This is a genomic window from Leptolyngbya boryana PCC 6306 (genome assembly GCF_000353285.1).
Lineage (GTDB): Bacteria > Cyanobacteriota > Cyanobacteriia > Leptolyngbyales > Leptolyngbyaceae > Leptolyngbya > Leptolyngbya boryana.
The window spans coordinates 4540503-4563492 of the sequence record NZ_KB731324.1 but is presented as its reverse complement, the minus strand read 5'-3'; the positions used below and the strand labels follow the sequence as shown (position 1 = coordinate 4563492).

Sequence of the window (22990 nt, the reverse complement as noted above, 5' to 3'; positions counted from 1 at the left end):
GCACTGAATTATGAATCTGATTGCGTGGATTATTTTAGGTCTGATTGCAGGGGCGATCGCGAAAGCAATTTATCCGGGTAGTCAAGGCGGCGGCATTCTCGGAACAATCATCCTAGGCATCATTGGTGCCTTTGTCGGAGGAAGTCTCTATACTTTCCTAACTACGGGCGCGCTGAATTTGACCGCAGCATCCCTCAGTATTGGTGGAATTTTGATTGCAGTCTTAGGCGCAATTGTGGCAATTTTCCTGTGGGGACTCTTAACCCGTCGCGCAGCGTAACTGCATGGCTTCAAGATCGATAAAAGCGCTTTCCAACTGAATCGCCGGAAAGCGCTTTTACTTAACGATGCAAAGGTGCGATGTATTCGGTTTTAGATTTACTCTCCCTTCGGTTTCGCTTTATTGACTCGAAGCTGCCGACCCATCCACTCTGCCCCGTCTAAGTCAGTAATTGCGGCATCTTCTTGCGCGTCTTGTTCCATTTCCACAAATGCGAAGCCTCGCATCCGTCCAGTTTCGCGATCGGTAGGCAGGACGACCCGCTTTACCGTGCCATATTCGGCAAAGACCGATTTCAGGTCGTCTACGGTCGCTTGGTATGAAAGATTTCCAACGTAAATGGTCATGAGAATGTCCGAAACGAAGAGCAAAACTGGATTCTATGAACTGTTGAGCCGGAAGCACTGCGTCCTAGGGCAATTTGCACACGAGCTGATAAATTCTCCAACTCATTCAGGTCATTGCAGTGTTCATTTTCAAATTCGTCAAGAACCCACTCTGATCATCCCTCTTTTTGAACCATTATTTTTGTTCTTCACACTACATCTTGATAGAAAATTACAACTTAAATCGATTAATTTTTTTGGAATTCAACTTAATCAAGTCTGATGATCGCGTTAAGAGCCTTGGATTATTTGTCTTCTGAGCGTAATCCTTTCGTAATTCGTGACAGATCAACTTTCTCATCGACTGCAATCCGAGTCGGTGAACCGCTAATAATTCGCTCGAAATTGCGGAACGAGTCCTTAATTTCTGGACCTTGAGCACTAATGGTGTATTCGCGAATTCCCTTATCATGCCAAGATCCCCGCATCTTAAACACGTTCAAGGCACGCGACATTTCGCCCCGGATCTCGACGTATTGCAGCATGATAATCGTGTCGGTGATCGTGGAAATATGCGAATCGGTAATCGAATGCGATCCCATAAACTGATCGGTCGTATTCGTGAAGAATCCGGTGATCTCCTCTTGTTTCGCAAATCCGGTCACGCCAATCACAAACTGTCGGAACGCATTGTTACTGACGCCTCGCGCCAAGGCAGAAAGCGAGTCGATCGCAATCCTGGACGGCTTAAATTCCGAAATTTCCGATTTAATAATCTGCAAGTGATCTTCTAAGCCTGCTGACTCAGGATACGCACAAATAATTTTTAACAATCCTTGTTGTTCGAGTTCTTCAAAGTCGATGCCCCACGAGTAGGCGTTTCGTGACAATTGCGCCCGCGATTCTTCGTAGGCAAACAAGATTGCGCGATCGCCTCTTTGACACGCTTCCTGCAAAAATTTGCTAACCAGCAGCGTTTTTCCGGTTCCGGTTGCGCCCGTTGCCAGAATGATCGAATCTTTGAAGAATCCACCGCCGCACATTTCGTCTAGGGTGTTGACCCCCGACGAGACGCGCACATTCGACGATCGCTGAGTCAGGCGCATCGCACCTAGCGGGAAGATATTGACCCCTTGATTCGTGATCGTGAAAGGGTATTCCCCTTTCATGTGAGTTGTCCCGCGAAGTTTGAGAATCTCGATCGTTCTTCTGCGCCGCTCTCCTTCGAGGACGTTGCGCACAATTACGACATTATCTGAGACAAATTCTTCCACGCCAAAACGTGCGACCGGACCATATTCCTCAATCCGCTCGGTGGTCATAATCGTGGTTGCCCCGACTTGCTTTAACCGGGCGACGAGGCGAAAAATTTCTCGCCGCACGACCGACGCTGCATCATATTGCTGAAACACTGCCGTCACAGAGTCGATCGACACCCGCCGCGCTTTGTATTTCCGAATCGCATACTGAATTCGTTCAATTAAAGCTGAAAGGTCAAAATTTCCGACGACATCTTGACCTTCAGGATCAGGAGACGCATCGAGAATAAACAGTTTTCCTTCATCTACAAATCGTTGTAGATCCCATCCGAAGCTATAGGCGTTTTTGATAATGTCAGCAGGGGATTCTTCAAAGGTGACAAACACACCTGCTTCGTCAAATTGAGTGATTCCGTTATAGAGAAACTGTACTGCGAGTAGCGTTTTGCCTGTTCCAGAAGTGCCACTGACGAGGGTTGTGCGACCAACGGGCAGTCCTCCGTGACTAATATCGTCGAAGCCTTCGATCAGCGTACGAATTTTTCGCACGCTAGAAAGATCAGCGGGATTACGCGGTTCGGTTTGATTAATCGAAGTCATAGGATTAGGGTCAGACAAAATGGAGCAAGCTCCTGAGTATCAGAAGATCTCAAAGGGGTTAGATTATGCCGTTTCACTTATTTACCACAAAACTTGTAAATAAGCCGTTCAATTCCAGAGTTATTGCGAATCAAGCTCTTCTTCTCGCAGTTCTTCATAAAGCAAGTCCAACCCGATCAAAACTTTTTCTCGATCGGACAAGTCGCCAATAATTTTGCGTACAGGCGGGGGCAGGATTTTTGCCAAAGTTGGAGTTGCGAGGATTTTGTCTTCTTCTGCAAGTTGCGGGTTTTTCAAAACATCAATGACTTTTAGCGCATAGACTCCTTGAAACTCCTTTTCGAGAATGTTATTTAACGTCTTGAGTGCCCGAACCGAATTCGGTGTATTTCCAGCGACGTATAGTTTTAAGACGTAGGTCTTCTTTAAAGGACTCATAGTTTGATCGATCGCTATTCACTCTAGATTACGACTAGCATTACAGTCAAAATCCGCATTCTAAGTTAAGATTCTCGCGGAATAGAACGCCGATACATCTCACACAAATGTGCAATCGTATCAATCAGCGTCAGTCGATAATCCAGCAAAACTTCTTCATTTCGCCCTTCTAATTTTAGCTGTTTGGCAAATTCATCCATGAGTTCCATGTGGATTTCCACAATTTGGGCGACTGAGACATCTGCGAAAAAAGCAGCATTCACGAAATTGTCAATGCGATGATTGAGAGCCGTCTCGTCTGTGAAATAGCTCAAAATAATCGCACGATATTCGAGCCGCAGCGCCTCGATCAGTTCATGCTGCTCTTGAGGCGGAAGATTTCTCAGATAAGCCTGAGGATTGCGTTTGTAATAGACCCCCAAATATCCAAGTCGCTCATGCAGTTTTTCAGTCAGCCGTCGCTGTTGCAGCATGAGAAAATTCTGGGTCGTCAGATCTCGTGTCGGATCCGGCGGAGCCGTTTCGCGCGGAATTTGACAAGATGGCGAGAGATTCAGAAATCCTTCGATCGCGTTCGCAATCAGATTGTCAACCTGTTCGAGGTCCGCTAGAGTCGCCCAAACTTCGCCCGTGTGATACAAAAATGTGAAATCTGGTGGACGAGTAGTGTGGGGTTCAGATTCGACTAAAATCGCAGGCAACAGTGTGGCTTGGCTGTGAAGCCATTCAATAATTGCAGGCAATTCAGAACTGTCTTGCAAAATTAGGCAATCGAGCTGCTGTTTGTGCTGCTGAATGAGCTGAAAAAAGTCCTGGGTCGATTCGACCACCGTCATTGCATAGCGCTCGTGGCTAGCCAGAATCTGCTCCAGTGATTGCGGCAACGCTGGAGAGTTGAGATATACGCCAATCGAAAGTTGAGGACGCACGATCGAGGAAACTAGGGCTATCAAGGGCAAATTTTAGAAGGAATGGTTAGCGCTTGTTATCTGATCGTTCTATTGTGACACTCCGAGCCAGGACTTACCTGGAATAAAAGGAAAGTGCCATCAAACTCTCGAATTTGCATTGATATAGATTTACAGACTTGGCGAACTGTTAACTATAATTACATAAACGCTTTCCATTCGAGCGTCAATTACGCTGAATGAGATAGATTTGAATTTCTTTTTAAATTTTCGCTTCGTTTGAAGCATTTACATTTGCACTTATTAATTTCCATTTCAGGCAGTGCGTTTGTCGGCTAAATTACCGTCTACAGCGGTTGAGAAGCGATTAAGATCAGAACCAGCACTGGTTTGCGATGCGTTGTGCCGCTCGGCAGGATAGAAGAGAGTGATATATCCACCCTCGATTCGTGAATTTATCGAGCCTGCTCCGGTTTGTTTTCAGTCAGCCACTCTGGCAGAAGCGATCGAGGTCATGGGGCAGTATCGATCCGACCGCTTGGTATTAATCGATGAGCGGCAATTTCCGATTGGCGTGATTCATGCTCATCGCTTACTGTCTCATGCGCGCCAAAATGACCCCCGCTTAGATCAATGTGTGGAAGAGTTGCCCACGATCGCAGACACTCTCTCTTTCCATCAACTCGAATTTGTCAGTCCGATGCGATATTGGGCTGTTCTTGATGCAGAACAGCGATTTTTAGGATTAGTCGATAGTGTTTATTTGCGCTTGTGGGTCGAAGTCATTTCGACTCGATCGCCGAATAAGCCTTCATCTGAATCGCTCTGGCGACAAGCAAAAACCGAGGCTTCTGTTGAACCTGAGTCTTCTTCGACTCGCCTGAAGCAAAAAATTCAAGTTCAAATTGCCGAGATGGGTTATTCCAAATCGCTAGAGTTAGGCTTGTCGCCTGCTCAATTGGCCTTAACTGAACTCGAAACGAAGACCACACTGATGCAGTTTTTGGAGCATTTGCCCCTGCCGCTGATGTTGCAGACAAGCACCGGACGGGTGATTGCACGCAATCAACATTGGAGCGAGCAACTGACAGATTTTGTAGATACAGGTTGGGTACAGCGTGATGTTGCATCGGTGCTAGAAGATAGCGCCGCCGATCATCCATTGCTGGCAAAATTATGTCAGCTTGGATCTGATCCGAATACTTGCGTATGTGTCTGTCCTTTAAAGAATGGGCAGGAACGAATTTTACAGTTTGCAAAAATTCCACTCGGAGCGCTGCTATCGGGTCGAGAGGCGTTGAGTGAAACGGTTCATCAGCCTTTTCATTTAGCCACATTTGAGGGGGGAGAACGGGCAACTGAGCGATCGACGGCAGAAGAGTTGTGGCTCGTTTTAGTGCAAGATGTGACTGAGCAACAGCAACTTTCTCGCGAACTCGCCGCGAAAAATGCGGATTTAGTGCAATTGAATCGTCTCAAAGATGAGTTTCTCAATTGCATCAGCCATGAATTAAGAACGCCGTTGACTGCGGTATTGGGCTTATCAAGTCTGCTCAAAGATCAACTGTCGGGCACCTTGAACGATCGCCAAATTCGCTATGCGCAATTGATTCACCGCAGCGGTCGGCATTTAATGGCGATCGTCAATGACATTCTCGACCTGACTCGAATTGAAACGGGTCAGATTGAATTGACGTTGTATTCGGTGAATGTCAAAAACTTGTGTGAGCGCGCCGTTGAGCAAGCCCAGCAGCTTTGTCTTGAAGAAGAAAAGCCAGAGACGCGCACCAAGTTGAACGCGACGGCTGATCTAGCTCAATTCAGCTTAGAAATTGAACCCGGATTAGAAACATTAGTCGCTGATGAATTGCGTCTGCGTCAAATGCTGGTGCATCTTCTGTCCAATGCACTGAAATTCACAGAGCCATCGGGACGGATTGGCTTACAGGTCAGTCGATGGGAAGGCTGGATTGCATTTACAGTTTGGGATACCGGAATCGGCATTCCGGCTGAGAAGCAGCATCTAATTTTCCAAAAGTTTCAGCAGCTTGAGAATCCCCTGACTCGTCGATTTGAAGGTGCAGGATTGGGACTGGTGCTGACCCAGCGTTTGGCGCGATTACACGGAGGAGATGTCTCCTTTGTGTCGCGCGAGCATCAAGGCAGCCAATTTACACTGTTACTGCCGCCAACGCATCCCCAACCGACGACCAGTATTGTGGTGCAGCGCGGTCAGATTCTCAGAACCCCGACTGCGATCGAGAATCGTTTAGTCCTCGTTGTCGAAGCGGTTGTGAAGTCGATCGAGGTGCTGTCTGAGCAATTAGCGGCACTGGGATATCGAGTGGTGATTGCGAGATCGGGAACGGAGGCAGTTGAAAAAGCTCGCCGTCTCCAACCTTGTGCGGTTTTTCTCAATCCCTTGTTGCCGACTTTATCGGGTTGGGATGTCTTGACATTATTAAAAGCAGAACCGCAGACGCGAGAGATTCCGATAATTGTCACGGGAACTCGGGGCGATCGAGAACAAGCTTATCGCAATCATGCCGATGGATTTTTGGCATTGCCGATTCTTCAGAAATCGCTTCAGCAAGTTCTCAATCAACTGACTCCGGATGAAGTGCCGATCTCGATTGTGGAATCCTCTCCTCAAACATTGGTGATTCTCCGTCTTAGTCCGACTCGGTATGGCGAACTTCACCGATTAGGAACCGTTTCAGAAGTCGATCTCAATGCCTTGCTGCACAGCCATAATTACCGGGTGGTCGAAGCCGACGATTTAGAACAAGCTGAACTTTTAGCGCAAGTTTGGAAACCCAATCTTGTGCTCCTCGATGCCGCGATTCCTGATCCAATCGGCTATCTCAAACTCTTAGGAGACTGTAGTTTCCTCGCGTCGTTGCCTTTGGTCACACTTGATCCGGCTACAACTCAAGCGGCAAATCAGATCCAAAACTTATCCGTTTTTCCCTGCTTAGCTCCGATTTCAGATGCGTCTGAGCCTTCTGCACTGTTACAAGTGATTCAAGTGGCAGCAGGATTTGCGTGGCGACCGTTGGTATTAGCGATCGAGTCTTCTAAGCTGCGCTCGACCGAAACGACCGATAAGCGCTCAGACTGGCTACAAGCGGTGATGCAATATCTCCAAACGGCTGGATTCCGAGGAATGATTGCGCGATCGTGGCAAGATGTGCTGCAAAAGCTCGACACTCAGAGTATTGATCTCTTGCTGATTCACGCTGAGGATTTAGATGCATCGGCGATCGCGCAACTGTCAAGCTTGAAGAAATTTAAGGAGAAAGTCTCGATTGTTGTGATCGATCAGCAAGCTCAACCCGATCCCGTGTTAGAAGAAATTGCAACGATCGTCTTACCTCCCCTGACGATGGAAGAGTTATTAGATCATCTCAATCAGCTTCTATCGGCATAAGTGGAGATCAATGCGATCAGACGACTACCCCAAAAAAGTTAAATACTCTCGGCTAATTTCTTTCACTGCTAATTGATACAACTGCTCTCCATGCTCTGGAGTAGCCAAAGCCGGATTTGATCCCATACGTCCATCTGGGTAGTTGCGTCGAAAGTCGATCGCGCCATAGATCCGATGTCCTTTCGCGACTGGTTCACTCAACGGTGCAGTCTTAATGAAATCGGGATAGACATATTGAGTCACAGCAACTTCGCTCGGTGTCGCATGAGAACCTTCTTGATTGCCATATAATTCTTTTGCCAACTGATAGACAGAGCTACACATATACCAGTTACTCACCACACACTGCACTTCATTGGAAATGCCCAAATTCGACAGATGATCATAAGTCTCTGAAAACGCGGCTTTTAAGGTCGCAACATTTCCACCATGTCCATTGATAAAGAAAAATTTCCGAAATCCAGCTTTCGCCAAACTGGTGAGATAGTCTCGAATCACGAGAATCATTGTGCTTGGTCGTAAGCTCATACTGCCCGGAAAAGCCGTGTGATGCAGTGCCATTCCGACCTGGATCGTCGGCGCAACCAAAGCCTCGATCTCGGCTCCCACTCCTTGCGCGATCGCTTCTGCACAAATCGCATCTGTGCCAATCAGCCCCGTCGGTCCATGTTGTTCAGTTGAGCCGATCGGTAAAATAATTCCCGTCGATTGTTCTAAATATGCTTCAACCTCTAACCAGGTCGATAAGTGCAATAACATAAGAGTTCGCTCAGAGTTGAAAATCCTATTTTAAATTTCGCATTCCGAATCGCGTTATCATTTTCAATATTGATGTTGCTTAGAAAGTCGGTTTTGTGGGCGCTGTGGACTTAAAACAAATATTCAAAACTCCAAATCCTATTATTGGTGTCGTTCATCTTCTGCCCCTGCCGACTTCTCCGCGCTGGGGCGGTAGTTTGAAGACCGTGATCGATCGCGCTGAACAAGAGGCAACCGCCTTGGCCGCAGGTGGCGTAGACGGCATTATTGTTGAAAATTTCTTTGACGCACCGTTCCCGAAAGATCACGTTGATCCCGCTGTTGTCAGCGCGATGACGGTGATTATTCAGCGGTTGATGCAGATGGTCGCGTTACCGATCGGCATTAATGTTTTGAGAAATGATGCTCAAAGTGCGTTAGCGATCGCGTCTTGTACACAGGCTCAGTTCATTCGCGTGAATGTCTGGACAGGCATCATGGCGACCGATCAAGGTTTGATTGAAGGTCGCGCCCATGAGTTGATGCGCTATCGGCGCGAATTGGGCAGTGATGTGAAAATTTTTGCCGATGTGTTGGTGAAACATGCGCGCCCCTTGAGTTCGACGAATCTCACGGTCGCAGTGCAAGACACGATCGAGCGTGGTTTGGCAGATGCCGTGATTCTTTCCGGTTGGGCAACGGGTGATCCGCCTAACTTAGAAGATCTAGAGTTAGCGCGAGATGCGGCTCAGGGCACGCCTGTTTTTGTCGGCAGTGGAGCAGATTGGGAAAATGTGCCTCAGATGATGCAGGTTGCCGATGGGGTGATTGTCTCGAGTTCACTGAAACGGCAAGGGAAACGAGAGAATTCAATTGATCCGATTCGGGTAAGTCGATTTGTAGAAGCAGCAAGACGAGGGGTTCCAATGCCAAAAAATGACAAGGTTCCGCCTTCTGTCAAACTGCATACTTAAGAAATTTTTGAGAAATTTCACAGAAAGCAAGAAATCGGAGCTTGTAAAAACTCCGATTTTTTTGCAGCTTGAGATGTTCTGCGGTTTGAGATTACGTGAACGATCTCGTTACCAAAATTCCCATTGCCAACAAAAATACTAACCCTAATAATCCTGCTAAGGGTTTGCGATCGATGCCCGTTCCCCATTCTGGTGCAGTCGCTTCGTACCTCAAAATCTTTGCAGTATCCAGGCTCGCAATCATCCAGACCCAGCCCGCATGCAGTCCCCAAGGGAGTCCAATACTATTTTGATCTTGCACAAACGCCAAACATAAAACCACACCCATTAATGCCAACCCTGGCAATTGTGGAATCTGGGCACGACCCTCCCAAATCAAATGCAGTGCCGAAAAAATGACGCTAGAAACAATCGCGGCGCTCCAAAAATCAGACGCAAATTCTCCAAAACAGAACCCGCGAAACACCCATTCTTCCGTAAATCCAATCCAAATCCCTAATACTAACGTCGGCAAACATGCCGCGAGCCATTGCTTCCAATTCTCCAGGTTCCAATGCAACCAACCGATCGCAGTTTGCACGCCAAACAGAATTAAAATTCCGATCGCACCAATCCCCAACCCGATCGCACTGGAACTGAAAAGATGCAAATCCCAACTCACTCCAAATGTCGGGAAATCCCGCTCTTTTACCCGTGAAACTCCCCATAAAACGAGTGGAGCAATTCCGTAAAGTGAGGCGACAAGCGGTAATTTCTGTGACGATTGTAGCGGTTCAAATGGTCTCCACTTCATGGCAATTGCGATCGGAATCGCGAGCGGTAGCCATAACAGGAACCATGCCAAAAAAAAGAATCCTATCTGAATCAGAGGAGGCGCTTGTGAGAGACTCTTAACAAACGAATCCAACGCGATCGAGATAGGAAAATTCATTATCAAACTCAACTGATATTTATTTAGAAAGCGAACTAATCTTCTTCAGCGGTGTCCACTGCGCCATTTTTACTCGCTTTGTCGCTATCGAGTTGAATCAGATGGATATGCTTGTAACCCAGCTTAATTTCAAACTCGTCTCCCGGCTTTAAACCCATCGCTTTTGTATAAGCTGCGCCGATCACAATTTGCCCATTTTGATGAACACTGACGCGATAAGTCGGTTCACGTCCCCGTCCATCTTTTGTGCCTTCTGGGTCGAGAGGTAGCCCTTTCGCAACCAATAAAGCATCATAAAAATCAGTCAAATTGACACGAGTTTGGTTGTTCTTCGTGACAGTGTAATAGCCACATCGCTTAGCCGTTTCTCGACGAGGCAGATGGGACAGTTCTTTTACTTTTTGAAGTAATGCCTTCCCTGTTAATGGGGTGGTTGCAGGTTCACTCATCTGCTACAGGATTTCCCTAACGAATTCTGAAATGGTTCTTGAGCGTCAATGTTTGAATGTTTGACTTAATAAAATATATCTCTAAACGCCTATTTTTGAACAGTCACTTTGAATAATTTGCCACACTATCAATATTTTTGATTAAATCTTGCAATTCCATCCGGATACATTTCTAAGAATGCCTTTTTACATTGCTTGATGAAGTAGAATCTATGACTCTGAATGTCAGAAAAAATCCGTGCTCGAATCAAGAATTGTGATCACAATTATGAATTTGAATCGAAAGTTTAAGCTCGATTTAATGAAGACGATCGCTTTTATTTCAGGAGTTTACATCGATCGCCTAGCTTGAAACAACAGTGTTAAACTATGCTTCTGGATCAGCCGTACTCTGAGAGTGTATGCAAGTTGTTTTTAAGATTGTCCGACAGGATCAAAATGCTGCCTCGCGTGTGGAATCGTATTCATTAGAGGTAGAACCCGGAACTACGATTCTCGACTGCCTGAATCGAATTAAGTGGGAGCAAGATGGCACACTTGCCTATCGTAAAAATTGCCGCAATACAATTTGTGGCAGTTGTTCGATGCGAATTAATGGACGCTCGGCATTAGCTTGTAAGGAAAATGTGGGCAGTGAGGTAGCGAGATTTGCCCCCGATGCTGAGATTCCAGAAATTACGATCGCACCGATGGGAAATATGCCTGTGATCAAAGATTTGGTTGTGGATATGTCCAGCTTCTGGGCAAATTTGAAGGCGGTTGATCCCTATGTCAGTACTGCATCTCGCCAAATTCCAGAACGCGAATTTTTGCAATCTCCAGAAGAGCGTGACAAGCTCAATCAGACGGGCAATTGTATTATGTGCGGAGCCTGCTATTCCGAATGTAATGCGCGCGAGGTGAATCCGAATTTTGTCGGGCCTCATGCGCTCGCGAAAGCTTATCGGATGGTGGAAGATTCGCGTGACGATCGCAGCGACGATCGCTTGGATAAATACAACCAATCGACCGATGGAGTTTGGGGCTGTACTCGCTGTTATTACTGCAATGCGGTTTGTCCAATGGAGGTTGCTCCGATGGATCAAATTGGCAAGATTAAGCAAGAAATTCTCGCGCGTAAAACGACCGAAGTGACGCGCTCAATTCGTCACCGCAGAACTTTAATCGATTTGGTGAAAAAGGGCGGTTGGATTGATGAGCGTCAATTTGGGTTGCAGGTGGTTGCCAATAATTTTCGCGATTTAGGTGGGTTGATTAGTCTGGCTCCATTGGGCGTGAGAATGCTGACGAAGCGCAAGCTGCCGATGGGATTCGAGCCGTCTGAAGGCGTGAAGACTGTACGATCGCTGATTGAATCTGTGCAGGCATTTGAGGCACAATCAAAACGTTGAGTTTTCGGAACGATTTGATGACTGAAAGTGCCCCTGAATCCCAGGAAACTGTGGAACAAGAAACCGAGAATCAACCTGCATTGGGTTGGACACCTTATGCCGAGTTAATGAATGGACGTTTTGCCATGATTGGATTTGTGGCATTGTTGATTCTACAATTTGTCACCCGTCAAGACTTTTTTACCTGGTTAGGCTTTTAATCTCTAGATACAGAATCTAGATAAAAAAAGGAGCGCTAGACTAGCGCTCCTTTTTCAATTCGTTCAATTCAATCGTTACCAAGTGTCTTGCCGATTTCCATCGATCGGGCGGTAGTCTACATAACCGCCGTCTTCAGGTTGATTGATATCTTCAACCGAGGAAGAACTCCGACGCGGGCGATTAGATTTAGCAGAATTGCGACGCGGCGGACGGCTCGTAAAATCTTCTTGAGGCTCATCAAATGACGCATCCCGACGCGGGCGACGACCTGACGGACCTAAACGAGGTTCACCTGCCCGCTCCGAACGCACTGGACGCTCGTACTCTTCTTCACGCTCAGGTCTTCTACGCCGAGCTTCGCGAAGCTGCTCACGACGCTCGCGTTCTGCAAAGCTTACGGTATAGTCGTCTTCAAACTCAGCCTGATAATTCCGGCTGACTGGACGACTATCATCGACGATCGGGGTTTCCCGTTTTGCTTGCTCGGTCGAAATTTGACGTAATCTCAAATTCTCAAACACAAAGTAGATAGCGGCTCCCGTCAGCAGGACTTGACCGAACTGCATGATCGGGTCAAACCGCCAGCCGTAAAAAATCAGAATCAACCCGCACAGTAGCCCAACTGCCGAAAAGAAAATATCGGTATCACGAGCAATTTGCGGTCGAAACGATCGAACTGCATACAGGGAAGTCCCGCCGACCGCCAGGACGATCCCAGAGATACTTGCCAAATTGAACTGAAAATTAACCATGTCCGGTCTCCAAGGATAGTCCTATGTTAGCGGCTTCTCCCGCAATTCTCCACGAAAATCTACGTTTAGAATAGGCAAAAACCTCAGTCTGTTCGCAAGCGTCCAGGTTCTGAGGTTCGACTCTAATATAACTGGTTCGGTTCAAATCACCAGTGTTTCTAATTAATTGCGTTGAATTTTGTCTTTTTGGCTAACGAAAATCAAAAATGCAGTTGCGGGAACCACGACGATTACGAGTCCTGCAACTAAGCTCAACAGAAAGTTCATTAAAGAAGGGGTCATAGGTCTTTCAAGTCCTTATCGACAACACGCAAGTCATCATAATTTTAATAGTTTGTCATGTATTTGTATAGCAAACCGTCGCAAAGTCCTGGATTTCTCGATTCAAGAATGAGGAACTGCTTGACTGCTACAATGCTTGCGTCGATTCTCGATAGAATGAGATCAAGTTACAAAGCTTAAAGATTTGGCACGAAAACTTATGGATGCTACAACGATCGCTCTTACTTCTCTCAGCATTGCGTTGGGTGCGATGACGTTTCTGTTTATTGTTCGAATTGTTTTGACTTGGTATCCGCAGGTGGAATTGCAGAAGTTCCCGTTTAATCTGGCAGCGATTCCAACTGAACCTTTTTTAGCGCTGACTCGCAAAGTGATTCAACCGTTGGGCGGAGTAGATATCACGCCAATTATTTGGGTCGGAATTTTCAGCCTGTTGCGTGAAATGCTGTTGGGTCAGCAAGGCATTTTGACGATGATGTTTTAAGCTGAAAGAACTTCAGCACTACCTGAAATGACACAAGCGAAACTTCGATTTAGCACGATCGAGGAATATTTGGCGTATGACGATGGAACTGACACCCGTTACGAGTTGGTGGATGGGGTGTTGGTAAACATGGGATCGGAAAAGAGACTGAATGAGAAAATTGCACTATGGCTGTTGAGCCAATTTCTACAAGTTGTCTCGATCGATTTAATTGCCAGAGGAACGCAAATCGCGGTTAAGAGTTCATCTGTAACGGCTCGGAACCCTGATTTGATGATTCTGACAGAAGACTTAGATCAGATGCTGAGCCAGCAGAATCAATCTCTAATCACGGCAAATATGCCTGCCCCAGTGCTTATCGTTGAAGTCGTCTCGCCCGGTGAACCTGGAAGCGAAAATTATGACAGAGAGTATATCGATAAGCGAAGAGAATACGCAGAACGTGGTATCCCTGAATATTGGATCATTGATCCGGCTCGAAGTGTAGTGACTGTATTGCGCTTAGATGGAAAGCAATATCAAGAAGTCGGGCAATTTCAAGACTCTGATATTGTCCTTTCTCCAAGCTTTCCGCAACTGAATTTAACTGCGATGCAGATTCTAAAAGCAGGCTGAAAGTTTGTCGATCGCTCGAGTTGAGCCGCTCCTAGTCTCTTCTCGAATTCACCAACTTACTCGATACACTTGGCATGGAATGCCGTCTTTATACCAGTCCGTAACTCTTCGCAGACTCCAATGAAATATCTGGCAGATTGCAAAGCATATCGTCCCACGTTTTCTGTGAATGCAACGAATCTACAATCAGTGGAAGAGGATCTGAAAGAATTGCTGGAAAATCAGCCTCTTCAGGAAATTGAATTGTGAACGCTAACTGCTCTTGAGGAGGAGTAAATTGAGCGTTAACTCCTGCCTTGTTCCCTCTTGCATCAACCCGATACCAACCAATTTCAGGCAAATAGATTGCATTGAATCCGTGTAAGCTGTACGGCGCACCCTGATCATCAATACTCAAGCGCTGATAACAGAAACCTGTTGGAATCTGGTTTGCCCGTAATAGTGCTGCAAGCAAATGGCTTTTCGCAAAGCAATACCCTGTTTTATGTTGAAGCACATCTGATGCCCGACAAGTCACAGGATTCAGTTGGTAATCATAACTGTGACGAATTTCATCTCGTACCCACTCAAAACACGCTTTTGCAATTGCGATCGGAGTCTCACATTTTAATGCGATCTGATTGGCACATTCCAAGACGTCGGGATGCTGCCAATCAATCATTTCACTAACTTTCAAAAACTCTTCCATCTCAAGCAAAGTAATTTGTCTAGGAGTTCCTATTTTCCCGACATCATTACCTTATCGACGAAATTTGTGTAAATATCGCCTTTCTGAAACTCAGGGGTTTCCAGAATTCGTTGATGGAAGTTGATTGTCGTTGGTAAACCTGTGACTGCACATTCTCGCAGCGCCCGCTTCATCCGCAGAATGGCAGACGGACGATCGTGTCCCCAAACAATCAATTTGCCAATCAAAGAATCGTAATACGGCGGAATCTCATAGTCGGTATAAACGTGAGAATCCATCCGCACGCCTGGCCCACTCGGTGGAAGATATCCACTAATGCGTCCAGGGCTAGGTCGGAAATTGTGATCGGGATCTTCTGCATTAATTCGACACTCGATCGCATGTCCACGCAGTTCAATATCGTCTTGAGTAAAGCGAAGTTCTTCCCCTTGGGCGATCCGAATTTGCTCTGCAATTAAGTCGGTTCCTGTAATCATCTCAGTCACAGGATGCTCAACCTGAATGCGAGTATTCATCTCCATGAAATAGAACTCACCCGAACGATCGAGCAAAAACTCAACGGTTCCTGCACCGACGTAATTAATCGACTTGGCGGCTGCAACCGCTGCTATTCCCATTTTTTGACGCAACTCAGGCGTAATTGCAGAACTGGGAGCTTCTTCTAACAGTTTTTGGTGACGACGCTGAATCGAGCATTCACGCTCACCCAAATGCACCACATTTCCATAACTATCTGCCAAAATCTGAAACTCAATATGTCGCGGATTTTGAACAAATTTTTCAACATATACCCCTGGATTGCCAAAAGCTGCTTCTGCTTCTCCTTGGGCTGCATGAAAGAGCTTTTCAAGTTGATCATCGTCGGGAACCAGCCGCATACCACGACCGCCGCCGCCTGCTGTCGCCTTAATGATGACCGGATAGCCGATCGATCTTGCAATCTCTCTCGCTTCTTCTTCGCTATGCACTAAGCCCTTACTGCCAGGAACTGTTGGCACTCCGACTTGCTGCATCGTTTTTTTCGCAGTCGATTTGTCCCCCATCGCTCGAATCGAATCGGGAGAAGGCCCAATAAACGCGATTTGGTGATCCGCACAAATTTCTGCGAAGCGAGCATTCTCGGCTAAGAATCCATAGCCAGGGTGAATCGCTGTGGCGTTGCGCGTCAGAGCTGCGGCAATAATATTGGGAATGTTGAGATAGCTCTTGCTACTGGCAGGTTCGCCAATACAGACCGCTTCATCGGCTAACTGAACGTGAAGAGAATTACGATCGATGGTCGAGTGCACCGCCACCGTCGAGATTCCCATCTCTTCACAGGTGCGAATGATTCGTAGGGCAATTTCTCCCCGGTTTGCAATTAAAATTTTTGAGAAACGCATTTCAGTAGCCTAGATCCGTAAACAGTAGGATAAAGCGAATAGGGGTGCATTGCGTAGATTTTTGTCGATTAGTTCGGGAGTTGCCGCATCACCGCAGGCGCAAGGGCTGACCAGAGCGGCGTATTAATTCCTGCCGCGTCTAAAGCTTCGGCTGACCAACTGTTACAAGTTCGTAATGCAGAATACTGTCCAGTTGCCGCATAAAAGCCATCGGTGGTGGCGGCTCCATCTTTAAGATGGATTAACTTACCTTGAGCATCGCGATCGAAGGAGTTCTGCACGAAATTGACAAACGCAAGATACTGTTCTCGATCGACTCCGACACATCGAAGTTCTTGCGGTCGCTCCGCATAGCCTTGCACATACATGACAGAGGCATTTCCCGGTTTAAATAAGACTCTGGCAATATCGAAAACGTTCATGCTTTGCCAGTCTGGGACTTCTGTGTACCAAATGCGATCGCCCCATCCCATTTTCAAATATCGGTAATCTTCATGTATATCACTGCCAATTTGTTCCAGGTTCAGAAATTTTTGCCAATCATAAACGCCGTTGTCAACTGGCATTATTAAATTCACATGCATCGCATCACCCTCAACATAGATTTGATACGGGTGATCGCTGCAAGATTGTGCAGTGTTCCAGCGACGGGGAGTGAAAAAGCCGATCGTCAAGGCACTGCTTAGTAACAAAACTCCACATATTGCGCTCTGAGCGAGGCGAATAAACGCAGTACGATACTTCATGTGAACTTATGAGTAGAGATTATGGGCAGAAAACCGACTCCCACTGAAAAAAGAGTGACGCTATCGGGGGTGAGTTGGCAAGCATTTGAAGAATTGCTTGGGGAGTTGGGGACAGAGCGCACCGCCCGGATGACCTACGATCGCGGCAAGCTGGAAATGATGACCCCGCTTGAAGAACACGATCGCTGTAATCGCTTGATCGAGTCACTGATTTTGGTGATTGCAGATGAACTCTATCTAAAAATTCAGTCCCTTGGATCGGTGTTGCTGACACTTCCGGAGGTGGGTCGCGCGATTCAACCGGAAGGCGCTTATTCGCTGAGCGAGGTGCGCTTGACGAAGCGAGCAGAAATGGATATGAGTCGTGTGGCTCCTCCTGATTTGGCCGTTGAAATTGCGATTAATATCGGCAAACTCGATCGCTTTTCGATGTATGCCTCGATGGGTGTGCCGGAACTGTGGTTTTATCTGACTACAGTTGGGGATGATGTGCTGAAAGGGAATTTGCAGATTTTTCAGCTTCAAGGCGATCGCTATGTGGAGACGGCGAATAGTCGATTATTTCCGACGTTACCTGGAAAGCGAATTTTAGAGTTTTTAGAGCAGAGCGATACGATCGGGCTAGCTCAGGCTTTAACTGTGCTACGCGACTGGGCAAAAAAGCAACTTTGAAGCTAGAAGTGCAGTTGTGTGTCTAAGAGGGTGTTTTAAAAGTATTAACTGTTTCCTTGCTCCGTTCTAGCTCGCCCCGGAATGAAATCCCAGGGCTAACGGTGCGAAGTCCACTAAAGGGACTGAAGACCCCATTCTGGTTGGCTGTTAGTCCCTTCAGTGGACTTTGTTCAACTAGCCCCGAATTCATTCCGGGGCGGGTGAGTGTGTCTCAACGATTACTTTGTAAAACATCCTCTAAAACTCTACATCGTCCTCTTCCGCTTCTCCAATGACTGAAAGCGGAAATTGCTGTTTTAAAGCTGGAATGACTGGGCAAAGTGCGCGATCGTCTAAATTTTCTGGCTTGCTCCAACTAAACGGAGCCTGTTTTGCTGCGGAAAGCCACAACAATCGTTTTGCTCGCGTCATCGCAACATACAACAGTCGAAACTCTTCAGCCGTTTTCAGATATCCGGCACGTTCCCAAGCTTGATCATTATCAGGAATCGGTTCTTGATGCACGATCGCTCTAATTTGTGCTCGTGCAACTTCCGGCAAAGTATACTCTCCCAAGAACCTTGCTGCTGGAGGAATGTAGAGCGATCCAGGAATCATATTCTCATGCAAAAAAGGCATAAAGACATAGTCCCAATCTAGCCCCTTTGCTTTGTGCATTGTGATGATAGTAATCTGACTGGCACGAACATAGCGATCGTCATCTTCTGCTTCGACTGGCTCAAATCGCTCCGAAGTCACAATCTCTGCGAGTACTTCTAAAATAGCAGTCAGCGAATTCTCCCGCGTTTGCTGCATGATGCGTTCTGCAAGCTTATCTGCGGTTGCTAATTCGGTTTGCTCATAGTTCAGCGTATAAGCTAAAAACGAAATGAGTTGATACAGCGGTAGCTCTAATCTAGCTCGGAGCAAGCTAGTACAGAACCGACTAGCTTGTTGTACTTGCGGAGATTGCGGTGGATCAAGCGGAGCCGGATATAGAAACTGTTCAGGAAAAGCAATCAGCGCATTGAGATCTTGGGCGGGAATGATGCGACGATGCACAAACACTGATAAGGCTGCTTTGAGATTATCCGGTGAATGCGGTCGATCGAGAAATTGCAAAAGTGAGAGCATTTCAGCCGGAATATGCGACTGACGATCGCGCATTCCCACCTCAAAGATGGCAAGCTTTTCATCAAACCAGCGTGTGAGTTCTCTCGCCACAAATCGCCCTTGGTCGTTCGTTCTCACTAACACAGCAGCAGTGCGGTGTGGAAACTGGTTGAATAGTGCGATCGCTCTCTTACCAATCCATTCCACAGTTTGATGCACATCTTCTGGCGTGTGAATCTCAAAGCCTAATCCTTCAGGATTGGGATTGGCATCTGCTTGTGGGTCATTCGCAGCAACAGGGTGAATCATCTGCGATCGAAATGGTGCAGTTTCTTCTTTGGCATAAGTTCGATTTACCCATTTCAAAACATAGTTAGCCGCTTCAAGAATAATGCGACTGCTGCGACCTGCTTGATTCATTTCCGCAAGTCGATTTTCTAAAGAACAAGCCTGACAGAATTCTCGAAAGAAAACCGGATCAGCAGGCGTAAAGGTTGAGTTAATGGCTTGATTCGGATCACCCACTCGAATCAAATTCTGCTGATCGGAATCTGCATCAGTCGCCAATAGTTCTAGTAACTGAGTCTGAAGCGGGCTAGAATCTTGAGCTTCATCTTCAAACACTGCAAAAACTTGAGATTGCCAACGCGATCGCACACTCGGATGCTCTAAGACTCTCAACGCGCCGAGAATCATTTCATCATAATCAATAAAATTTCTTTGCTGTAATTGCAGTTGATATTGCTCATACAGTCCTGCTGCGATCGCCAAAATGTCATACTCATCCGAGGTCACTTGATTTCTCAAATCCTCAGGTGCCAATCCCGAACTCTTAGCTTCTCGAATTACGGTTTCAGCTAATGCAGGCAGAACTTCAGTTCTCAAGACAGATTGCCGTCTCAAGCGTTCTGTCTCTTCTCCATCGAATTGCTGCCCCTCTAACAAGCGTTGATACAAGGTTGGATTCATACCAATCCATTGCTCAACACTGGTTCGGATCAGGCGACTGCCTTGTGTTGGAGTAATCAGCACTGCGTCTGGATTCAAGTTCGATCGCTCAGGAGCACTTCGAGCGATCGACCACGCTAATCCATGTAAGGTATGTACGACGAAACCGCCTTGGGGCAAACTGAGCGTTTTCAGATGCGCTCGAATTTTAGATTTAATATTTGCAGCGGCGGATCGCGTAAAGGTGACAACGACTAACTGCCGCCGACTATGCAGTTGATATTTTGCGATCGTCATTGCTGCTGCAACTGCCATTCCGGTCGATTTTCCGGCTCCTGGCACGGCGGAAACTGCCAACCGACCTTCGCTCCAATCTGCAATCTCTCGTTGCCCAGGACGAAGTGTACTGCGTAATTCTTGCAGTAACTTCTCGCGCATTTCTAAGACCGTTGAAACTACAGGTTCGGTTGTCATCTTGAAGTTAGATAGTTTGTACTACTAATTTAAACGGTATTCCGGTTGATTGCAGAGCTAAAACGAAATCTATGACGCGATCGGAAGTTTAGATTATATTTTCGGATAACTTCTTTGCACCAGAATGTATGCGCTGTTTTACAAATACGGTGAGAGTTGCACATTAAAGTGACCAATCAACAATCCTTAATCCTGGTACTTGACCGAAATCTCGCTGATTACGTGTGACGACTGTGGCATCTTGGGAAAGCGCGATCGCAGCAATTCTCAAATCCTGACGCAGACGCTTCTTGCGTAGGGGTGCATTTTCACGTAGGACTTTAACGTAGCAAGCATCTGCTGCTGCATCAAACTTCAAAACTGGGAATTGACGAACAAAGTCAACGGTTTGCCAAAGATTTTCGTATCGCTCGATCATCAGTGCTGCATCAGTCGTGGTGTTGAGCCGCCCAACCCAGCCATTGAATAGTTCTTGCACTGTAATAATTGTCAAGGAAACGTTGTGCGCTGATTCTGCAACCTTTACCTTCACCAGGGGATGATCTCGCAACCACAAAGAAACATGATCCGTATCGAGAATAAACATAACTCAGCGTGAATATTCCGATTCATCCATTTCTTCATCCCCCCAACTCTCTCTCGCCGCCTGAATTTCTTCTACAATCTCAGCAAAGTCGGCATTGTCCTTAAAGATGCCTGCAAAGTTTAGCCAAGCTGGATTTTCGTCAGAATTATAAATCGGAAGCTGCCAGGTAAATGCTTCTGCATCCTTAACGTGATCAAGCAATGCCGTTTTTAGTGCTTCGATCGCTAATTCTCGCGATGCGGCTTCGACTCGATAAGCAGGCAATTCAAGTACAGAGGCTTCATACTGCCCCGATTCTAGTGATTTGATCAATAAGGTAACATCCATTTTGCGATCGCACTTCCCGTCAGAATGATTTCAGTTTAACGCGATCGCACGACACGAAAATTCAACCTGAAAACTGTACGATTTCTGGTTGCGGGATAGTCGATTCTGAATCAGTCGAACTGCATTTAGCTGAATCGTAGAGACGGTATTCTAAGAGAGTAGAACTAAAATAAAAATTATGACGCGATCGGAAGCTGAGACTATTTTGCGGCAATTTATTTGTAATGATCCGAAGACTGTAACAACCGATTACTCTGTCTTACGAGAAGCGGTTTCACAAGTTGTAGAACTTTCGGACTATCAGATTTTTGGAGTCTGTGCAGGAAACACGCAAGAGGGACTCCAAGCCCTTTCACAGTATGTGAATGCAATCGGCTACGACATGCCAGAGATCCAAGAGATTGCAGGTGAGGTTTATATCAAGTTCAATCCAAATTTACGGCGATCGCACATTGAACCCTATGTAGGCAAACATCGTGGCGTTTTAATTTCTTGCCAGTCTGCTTATGATGACGGAGTGAACGAAACATTCGGACATTTGCCGCTCGATTTGTTTGCTTAAGATCTATCGCAAGATGCTTCGGGATTTACAAGCGAGACGATAATCTGTTCAAAGACGATCGAGGTAATTTATGGTGGATGCAATTTTGGCGCGATCGAAAGAACTCAAACAAGCGCTGACCGATTTTGTTTACGACGCAGAAGGAGAGTTAGCGACTGCATTTGAAAAGTTCGTCGCCGATCGCTTAGAGCAATCTCAAGCACGAGATAGCAAACACCGAGAAACGGTTGTCGATATCTTTCTGAGTCATGGGCAGATTGGCACGAAATCACCCTTGGAATTGTTTGTTGAAAGCGAGCCAGAATTGTCAGCGAGCGATCGACAACTCGTTTTGAACTGGAAACATAACTTTTCAGGATTGTTTGCAATTCAAGAAATCTTACCGGATGGTTTCAAATTAATGAATTGGCTCACGACTAAGCTATATATCGTGAAGCCGAATGATGAAGACACGCAAAATGCAATGTCGCGGCTCAAACTCGGAGAAATGCTCACAACACGCATTGCACCTGTGGAAGAGTACTGGACGTTTTTTAGTCCGTTTACTCAGCTAGGAAAGCTCGGAAAGCCAAAGCTAGCAGTCGCGATCGGAAATTTTCGCCAAAACTATAAATCTGATCTTTACGGCGATGCACCTGAGTTACTAGAAGAAGCTTGGAAGTCAGTAGAACGCTATCACCAGGACTTTCTCGACTTTTTTGGAAGTGAACAGATAACCTTGTCGGGCTACCATCTGAGCAAGAAAATTTCTGAGTTTCAAGAGTTTCTCACACAGCGACGACTCGATGAAGTTGGACTCGATAAAGACAAGTCCATCACAGAACTTGCGCAAGAAGCAGGCGTGAGTGATGAAGAACTTGCTGAAATGGCAGAAGCAATGGGATTAGATGCAGAATCGGCTGCCAAAATGCTACAAAACAAAACGGCTGCTAAGATGGCAGCCCCGCACGTCGAACTGCCACCTGATTTGAAAAAAGCTGAAGAAGTAACAGTTCTAGCTCATCCACGATGGGGGCAGATATTGCTCACCACTTACACACAATTTGAGGCGCTACTAAAAGCAGAAGATTGGAAAAGTGTGAAAGGGGCGGAAGCCTTGGTTCAGAAATATCTCAATGATGCTGAAATCAATGCGTTTGTGTGGCATCGATTTGCTGAACAGTATCCGACTCAGTTAGAGAAAGTATTGCAGGACTACACGGGACTGCCGTTTAACTTGGAGCGAGATTTAGATCCCTTACTTCAGATGCATCGTAAACCTTTAGAACCAACGTTGCCTGATATAGCGAGTGTTCCGATTCACTTGCACAATCTATTTCAAGAAGCACTAGCTGAGGTTAGTAAAACAAAATCGAAGGAGAAAGCAGCGAAGAAAGCGAAAGGATTTCAGCGTTGAGGATTGCTTGGGGTGAGAACTCCGACTGTACTTGAAAAGCCAAAGTTCTCAAGCCCCAA

25 protein-coding genes are annotated in these 22990 nt (G+C 46.4%); 10 read left to right on the top strand and 15 right to left on the bottom strand.

The window, feature by feature from the left end; translation table 11 throughout:
- The first annotated feature begins 10 nt into the window (after window positions 1-10).
- On the top strand, window positions 11-280 hold the full coding sequence (locus LEPBO_RS0122745) for a GlsB/YeaQ/YmgE family stress response membrane protein (protein ID WP_017289890.1): 270 nt from the start codon (window positions 11-13) through the stop codon (window positions 278-280).
- A 98-nt stretch (window positions 281-378) separates the two neighbouring features.
- Here the strand turns inward: LEPBO_RS0122745 and LEPBO_RS0122740 are convergent, their stop codons facing one another.
- From LEPBO_RS0122740 to LEPBO_RS0122720, 4 genes are all read right to left on the bottom strand, one after another.
- Complete coding sequence (locus LEPBO_RS0122740) at window positions 379-627, bottom strand: RNA recognition motif domain-containing protein (RefSeq protein ID WP_017289889.1); 249 nt, start codon at window positions 625-627, stop codon at window positions 379-381.
- A gap of 284 nt (window positions 628-911) precedes the next feature.
- A complete protein-coding gene (gene kaiC / locus LEPBO_RS0122730) occupies window positions 912-2465 on the bottom strand; it encodes a circadian clock protein KaiC (protein ID WP_017289887.1) in 1554 nt (517 codons plus the stop codon).
- Between the two features lie 120 nt (window positions 2466-2585).
- A complete protein-coding gene (gene kaiB, locus LEPBO_RS0122725) occupies window positions 2586-2903 on the bottom strand; it encodes a circadian clock protein KaiB (RefSeq protein ID WP_017289886.1) in 318 nt (105 codons plus the stop codon).
- Window positions 2904-2968: 65 nt separating this feature from the next.
- Window positions 2969-3856, bottom strand: a complete 888-nt coding sequence (locus LEPBO_RS0122720; RefSeq protein WP_199323814.1) for a circadian clock protein KaiA — start codon at window positions 3854-3856, stop codon at window positions 2969-2971.
- Window positions 3857-4238: 382 nt separating this feature from the next.
- Between LEPBO_RS0122720 and LEPBO_RS0122715 the strand changes: the two genes are divergently transcribed.
- The gene (locus LEPBO_RS0122715) at window positions 4239-7241 is read left to right on the top strand and encodes an ATP-binding protein (protein WP_017289884.1); all 3003 of its coding nucleotides are present in this window, start codon (window positions 4239-4241) and stop codon (window positions 7239-7241) included.
- Window positions 7242-7265: 24 nt separating this feature from the next.
- Here the strand turns inward: LEPBO_RS0122715 and LEPBO_RS0122710 are convergent, their stop codons facing one another.
- A complete protein-coding gene (locus tag LEPBO_RS0122710) occupies window positions 7266-8000 on the bottom strand; it encodes a creatininase family protein (RefSeq protein ID WP_017289883.1) in 735 nt (244 codons plus the stop codon).
- Window positions 8001-8104: 104 nt separating this feature from the next.
- On the opposite strand from LEPBO_RS0122710, the gene btpA reads away from it, so the two are divergent.
- Complete coding sequence (gene btpA / locus LEPBO_RS0122705; RefSeq protein ID WP_026148847.1) at window positions 8105-8953, top strand: photosystem I biogenesis protein BtpA; 849 nt, start codon at window positions 8105-8107, stop codon at window positions 8951-8953.
- A gap of 91 nt (window positions 8954-9044) precedes the next feature.
- Here the strand turns inward: btpA and LEPBO_RS0122700 are convergent, their stop codons facing one another.
- Both LEPBO_RS0122700 and LEPBO_RS0122695 read right to left on the bottom strand, forming a co-directional pair.
- Window positions 9045-9884, bottom strand: coding sequence for a CPBP family intramembrane glutamic endopeptidase (locus LEPBO_RS0122700; RefSeq protein WP_017289881.1), 840 nt, complete (start codon window positions 9882-9884; stop codon window positions 9045-9047).
- 35 nt (window positions 9885-9919) lie between these two features.
- Window positions 9920-10333 (bottom strand): AbrB family transcriptional regulator, encoded by a 414-nt coding sequence (locus LEPBO_RS0122695; RefSeq protein WP_017289880.1) that lies wholly within the window; start codon window positions 10331-10333, stop codon window positions 9920-9922.
- A gap of 401 nt (window positions 10334-10734) precedes the next feature.
- Here LEPBO_RS0122695 and LEPBO_RS0122685 point away from each other — a divergent pair, with 401 nt between their 5' ends.
- On the top strand, window positions 10735-11724 hold the full coding sequence (locus LEPBO_RS0122685; protein ID WP_017289878.1) for a succinate dehydrogenase/fumarate reductase iron-sulfur subunit: 990 nt from the start codon (window positions 10735-10737) through the stop codon (window positions 11722-11724).
- A 17-nt stretch (window positions 11725-11741) separates the two neighbouring features.
- A complete protein-coding gene (locus LEPBO_RS0122680; RefSeq protein ID WP_017289877.1) occupies window positions 11742-11924 on the top strand; it encodes a chlorophyll a/b-binding protein in 183 nt (60 codons plus the stop codon).
- A 75-nt stretch (window positions 11925-11999) separates the two neighbouring features.
- Here the strand turns inward: LEPBO_RS0122680 and LEPBO_RS37975 are convergent, their stop codons facing one another.
- Together LEPBO_RS37975 and psbX are read right to left on the bottom strand one after the other, a co-directional pair.
- On the bottom strand, window positions 12000-12677 hold the full coding sequence (locus tag LEPBO_RS37975; RefSeq protein ID WP_017289876.1) for a Ycf66 family protein: 678 nt from the start codon (window positions 12675-12677) through the stop codon (window positions 12000-12002).
- 162 nt (window positions 12678-12839) lie between these two features.
- Window positions 12840-12959 carry a photosystem II reaction center X protein gene (psbX, locus tag LEPBO_RS0122670; RefSeq protein WP_017289875.1) on the bottom strand — a complete coding sequence of 40 codons (120 nt, stop codon included), beginning with the start codon at window positions 12957-12959 and terminating at the stop codon, window positions 12840-12842.
- Between the two features lie 184 nt (window positions 12960-13143).
- On the opposite strand from psbX, the gene LEPBO_RS0122665 reads away from it, so the two are divergent.
- Window positions 13144-13443 (top strand): YggT family protein, encoded by a 300-nt coding sequence (locus tag LEPBO_RS0122665; protein ID WP_316428279.1) that lies wholly within the window; start codon window positions 13144-13146, stop codon window positions 13441-13443.
- 27 nt (window positions 13444-13470) lie between these two features.
- The gene (locus tag LEPBO_RS0122660) at window positions 13471-14058 is read left to right on the top strand and encodes a Uma2 family endonuclease (protein ID WP_017289873.1); all 588 of its coding nucleotides are present in this window, start codon (window positions 13471-13473) and stop codon (window positions 14056-14058) included.
- A gap of 88 nt (window positions 14059-14146) precedes the next feature.
- On the opposite strand, the gene LEPBO_RS0122655 is transcribed toward LEPBO_RS0122660, so the two are convergent.
- From LEPBO_RS0122655 to LEPBO_RS0122645, 3 genes are all read right to left on the bottom strand, one after another.
- The gene (locus LEPBO_RS0122655; protein WP_017289872.1) at window positions 14147-14746 is read right to left on the bottom strand and encodes a transglutaminase-like domain-containing protein; all 600 of its coding nucleotides are present in this window, start codon (window positions 14744-14746) and stop codon (window positions 14147-14149) included.
- 29 nt (window positions 14747-14775) lie between these two features.
- A complete protein-coding gene (gene accC, locus LEPBO_RS0122650) occupies window positions 14776-16128 on the bottom strand; it encodes an acetyl-CoA carboxylase biotin carboxylase subunit (protein WP_017289871.1) in 1353 nt (450 codons plus the stop codon).
- Between the two features lie 68 nt (window positions 16129-16196).
- Window positions 16197-16874, bottom strand: coding sequence for a TIGR02117 family protein (locus tag LEPBO_RS0122645; protein WP_017289870.1), 678 nt, complete (start codon window positions 16872-16874; stop codon window positions 16197-16199).
- A 21-nt stretch (window positions 16875-16895) separates the two neighbouring features.
- Between LEPBO_RS0122645 and LEPBO_RS0122640 the strand changes: the two genes are divergently transcribed.
- Window positions 16896-17546 carry a Uma2 family endonuclease gene (locus LEPBO_RS0122640; RefSeq protein WP_017289869.1) on the top strand — a complete coding sequence of 217 codons (651 nt, stop codon included), beginning with the start codon at window positions 16896-16898 and terminating at the stop codon, window positions 17544-17546.
- A gap of 237 nt (window positions 17547-17783) precedes the next feature.
- Here the strand turns inward: LEPBO_RS0122640 and LEPBO_RS0122635 are convergent, their stop codons facing one another.
- The 3 genes from LEPBO_RS0122635 to LEPBO_RS0122625 all read right to left on the bottom strand — a co-directional run bounded on the left by LEPBO_RS0122635 (window position 17784) and on the right by LEPBO_RS0122625 (window position 20973).
- Window positions 17784-20060, bottom strand: a complete 2277-nt coding sequence (locus tag LEPBO_RS0122635) for an ATP-dependent helicase (RefSeq protein ID WP_017289868.1) — start codon at window positions 20058-20060, stop codon at window positions 17784-17786.
- Between the two features lie 163 nt (window positions 20061-20223).
- Complete coding sequence (locus tag LEPBO_RS0122630; RefSeq protein ID WP_017289867.1) at window positions 20224-20646, bottom strand: type II toxin-antitoxin system VapC family toxin; 423 nt, start codon at window positions 20644-20646, stop codon at window positions 20224-20226.
- 3 nt (window positions 20647-20649) lie between these two features.
- Window positions 20650-20973, bottom strand: coding sequence for a hypothetical protein (locus LEPBO_RS0122625; protein WP_017289866.1), 324 nt, complete (start codon window positions 20971-20973; stop codon window positions 20650-20652).
- Window positions 20974-21151: 178 nt separating this feature from the next.
- On the opposite strand from LEPBO_RS0122625, the gene LEPBO_RS0122620 reads away from it, so the two are divergent.
- Together LEPBO_RS0122620 and LEPBO_RS0122615 are read left to right on the top strand one after the other, a co-directional pair.
- Window positions 21152-21535: a DUF1824 family protein gene (locus LEPBO_RS0122620; RefSeq protein ID WP_017289865.1), complete on the top strand. Its 384-nt coding sequence runs from the start codon at window positions 21152-21154 to the stop codon at window positions 21533-21535.
- Between the two features lie 70 nt (window positions 21536-21605).
- On the top strand, window positions 21606-22931 hold the full coding sequence (locus LEPBO_RS0122615; protein ID WP_017289864.1) for a hypothetical protein: 1326 nt from the start codon (window positions 21606-21608) through the stop codon (window positions 22929-22931).
- Window positions 22932-22990 lie beyond the last annotated feature (59 nt).

Coding starts and splice junctions, on each gene's coding strand:
- LEPBO_RS0122745 (WP_017289890.1), top strand. CDS start 11: ATGAATCTGATTGCGTGGATTATTTTAGGTCTGATTGCAGGGGCGATC.
- LEPBO_RS0122740 (WP_017289889.1), bottom strand. CDS start 627: ATGACCATTTACGTTGGAAATCTTTCATACCAAGCGACCGTAGACGAC.
- kaiC (WP_017289887.1), bottom strand. CDS start 2,465: ATGACTTCGATTAATCAAACCGAACCGCGTAATCCCGCTGATCTTTCT.
- kaiB (WP_017289886.1), bottom strand. CDS start 2,903: ATGAGTCCTTTAAAGAAGACCTACGTCTTAAAACTATACGTCGCTGGA.
- LEPBO_RS0122710 (WP_017289883.1), bottom strand. CDS start 8,000: ATGTTATTGCACTTATCGACCTGGTTAGAGGTTGAAGCATATTTAGAA.
- LEPBO_RS0122700 (WP_017289881.1), bottom strand. CDS start 9,884: ATGAATTTTCCTATCTCGATCGCGTTGGATTCGTTTGTTAAGAGTCTC.
- LEPBO_RS0122695 (WP_017289880.1), bottom strand. CDS start 10,333: ATGAGTGAACCTGCAACCACCCCATTAACAGGGAAGGCATTACTTCAA.
- LEPBO_RS0122685 (WP_017289878.1), top strand. CDS start 10,735: ATGCAAGTTGTTTTTAAGATTGTCCGACAGGATCAAAATGCTGCCTCG.
- LEPBO_RS0122680 (WP_017289877.1), top strand. CDS start 11,742: ATGACTGAAAGTGCCCCTGAATCCCAGGAAACTGTGGAACAAGAAACC.
- LEPBO_RS37975 (WP_017289876.1), bottom strand. CDS start 12,677: ATGGTTAATTTTCAGTTCAATTTGGCAAGTATCTCTGGGATCGTCCTG.
- psbX (WP_017289875.1), bottom strand. CDS start 12,959: ATGACCCCTTCTTTAATGAACTTTCTGTTGAGCTTAGTTGCAGGACTC.
- LEPBO_RS0122660 (WP_017289873.1), top strand. CDS start 13,471: ATGACACAAGCGAAACTTCGATTTAGCACGATCGAGGAATATTTGGCG.
- LEPBO_RS0122655 (WP_017289872.1), bottom strand. CDS start 14,746: ATGGAAGAGTTTTTGAAAGTTAGTGAAATGATTGATTGGCAGCATCCC.
- accC (WP_017289871.1), bottom strand. CDS start 16,128: ATGCGTTTCTCAAAAATTTTAATTGCAAACCGGGGAGAAATTGCCCTA.
- LEPBO_RS0122645 (WP_017289870.1), bottom strand. CDS start 16,874: ATGAAGTATCGTACTGCGTTTATTCGCCTCGCTCAGAGCGCAATATGT.
- LEPBO_RS0122640 (WP_017289869.1), top strand. CDS start 16,896: ATGGGCAGAAAACCGACTCCCACTGAAAAAAGAGTGACGCTATCGGGG.
- LEPBO_RS0122635 (WP_017289868.1), bottom strand. CDS start 20,060: ATGACAACCGAACCTGTAGTTTCAACGGTCTTAGAAATGCGCGAGAAG.
- LEPBO_RS0122630 (WP_017289867.1), bottom strand. CDS start 20,646: ATGTTTATTCTCGATACGGATCATGTTTCTTTGTGGTTGCGAGATCAT.
- LEPBO_RS0122625 (WP_017289866.1), bottom strand. CDS start 20,973: ATGGATGTTACCTTATTGATCAAATCACTAGAATCGGGGCAGTATGAA.
- LEPBO_RS0122620 (WP_017289865.1), top strand. CDS start 21,152: ATGACGCGATCGGAAGCTGAGACTATTTTGCGGCAATTTATTTGTAAT.
- LEPBO_RS0122615 (WP_017289864.1), top strand. CDS start 21,606: ATGGTGGATGCAATTTTGGCGCGATCGAAAGAACTCAAACAAGCGCTG.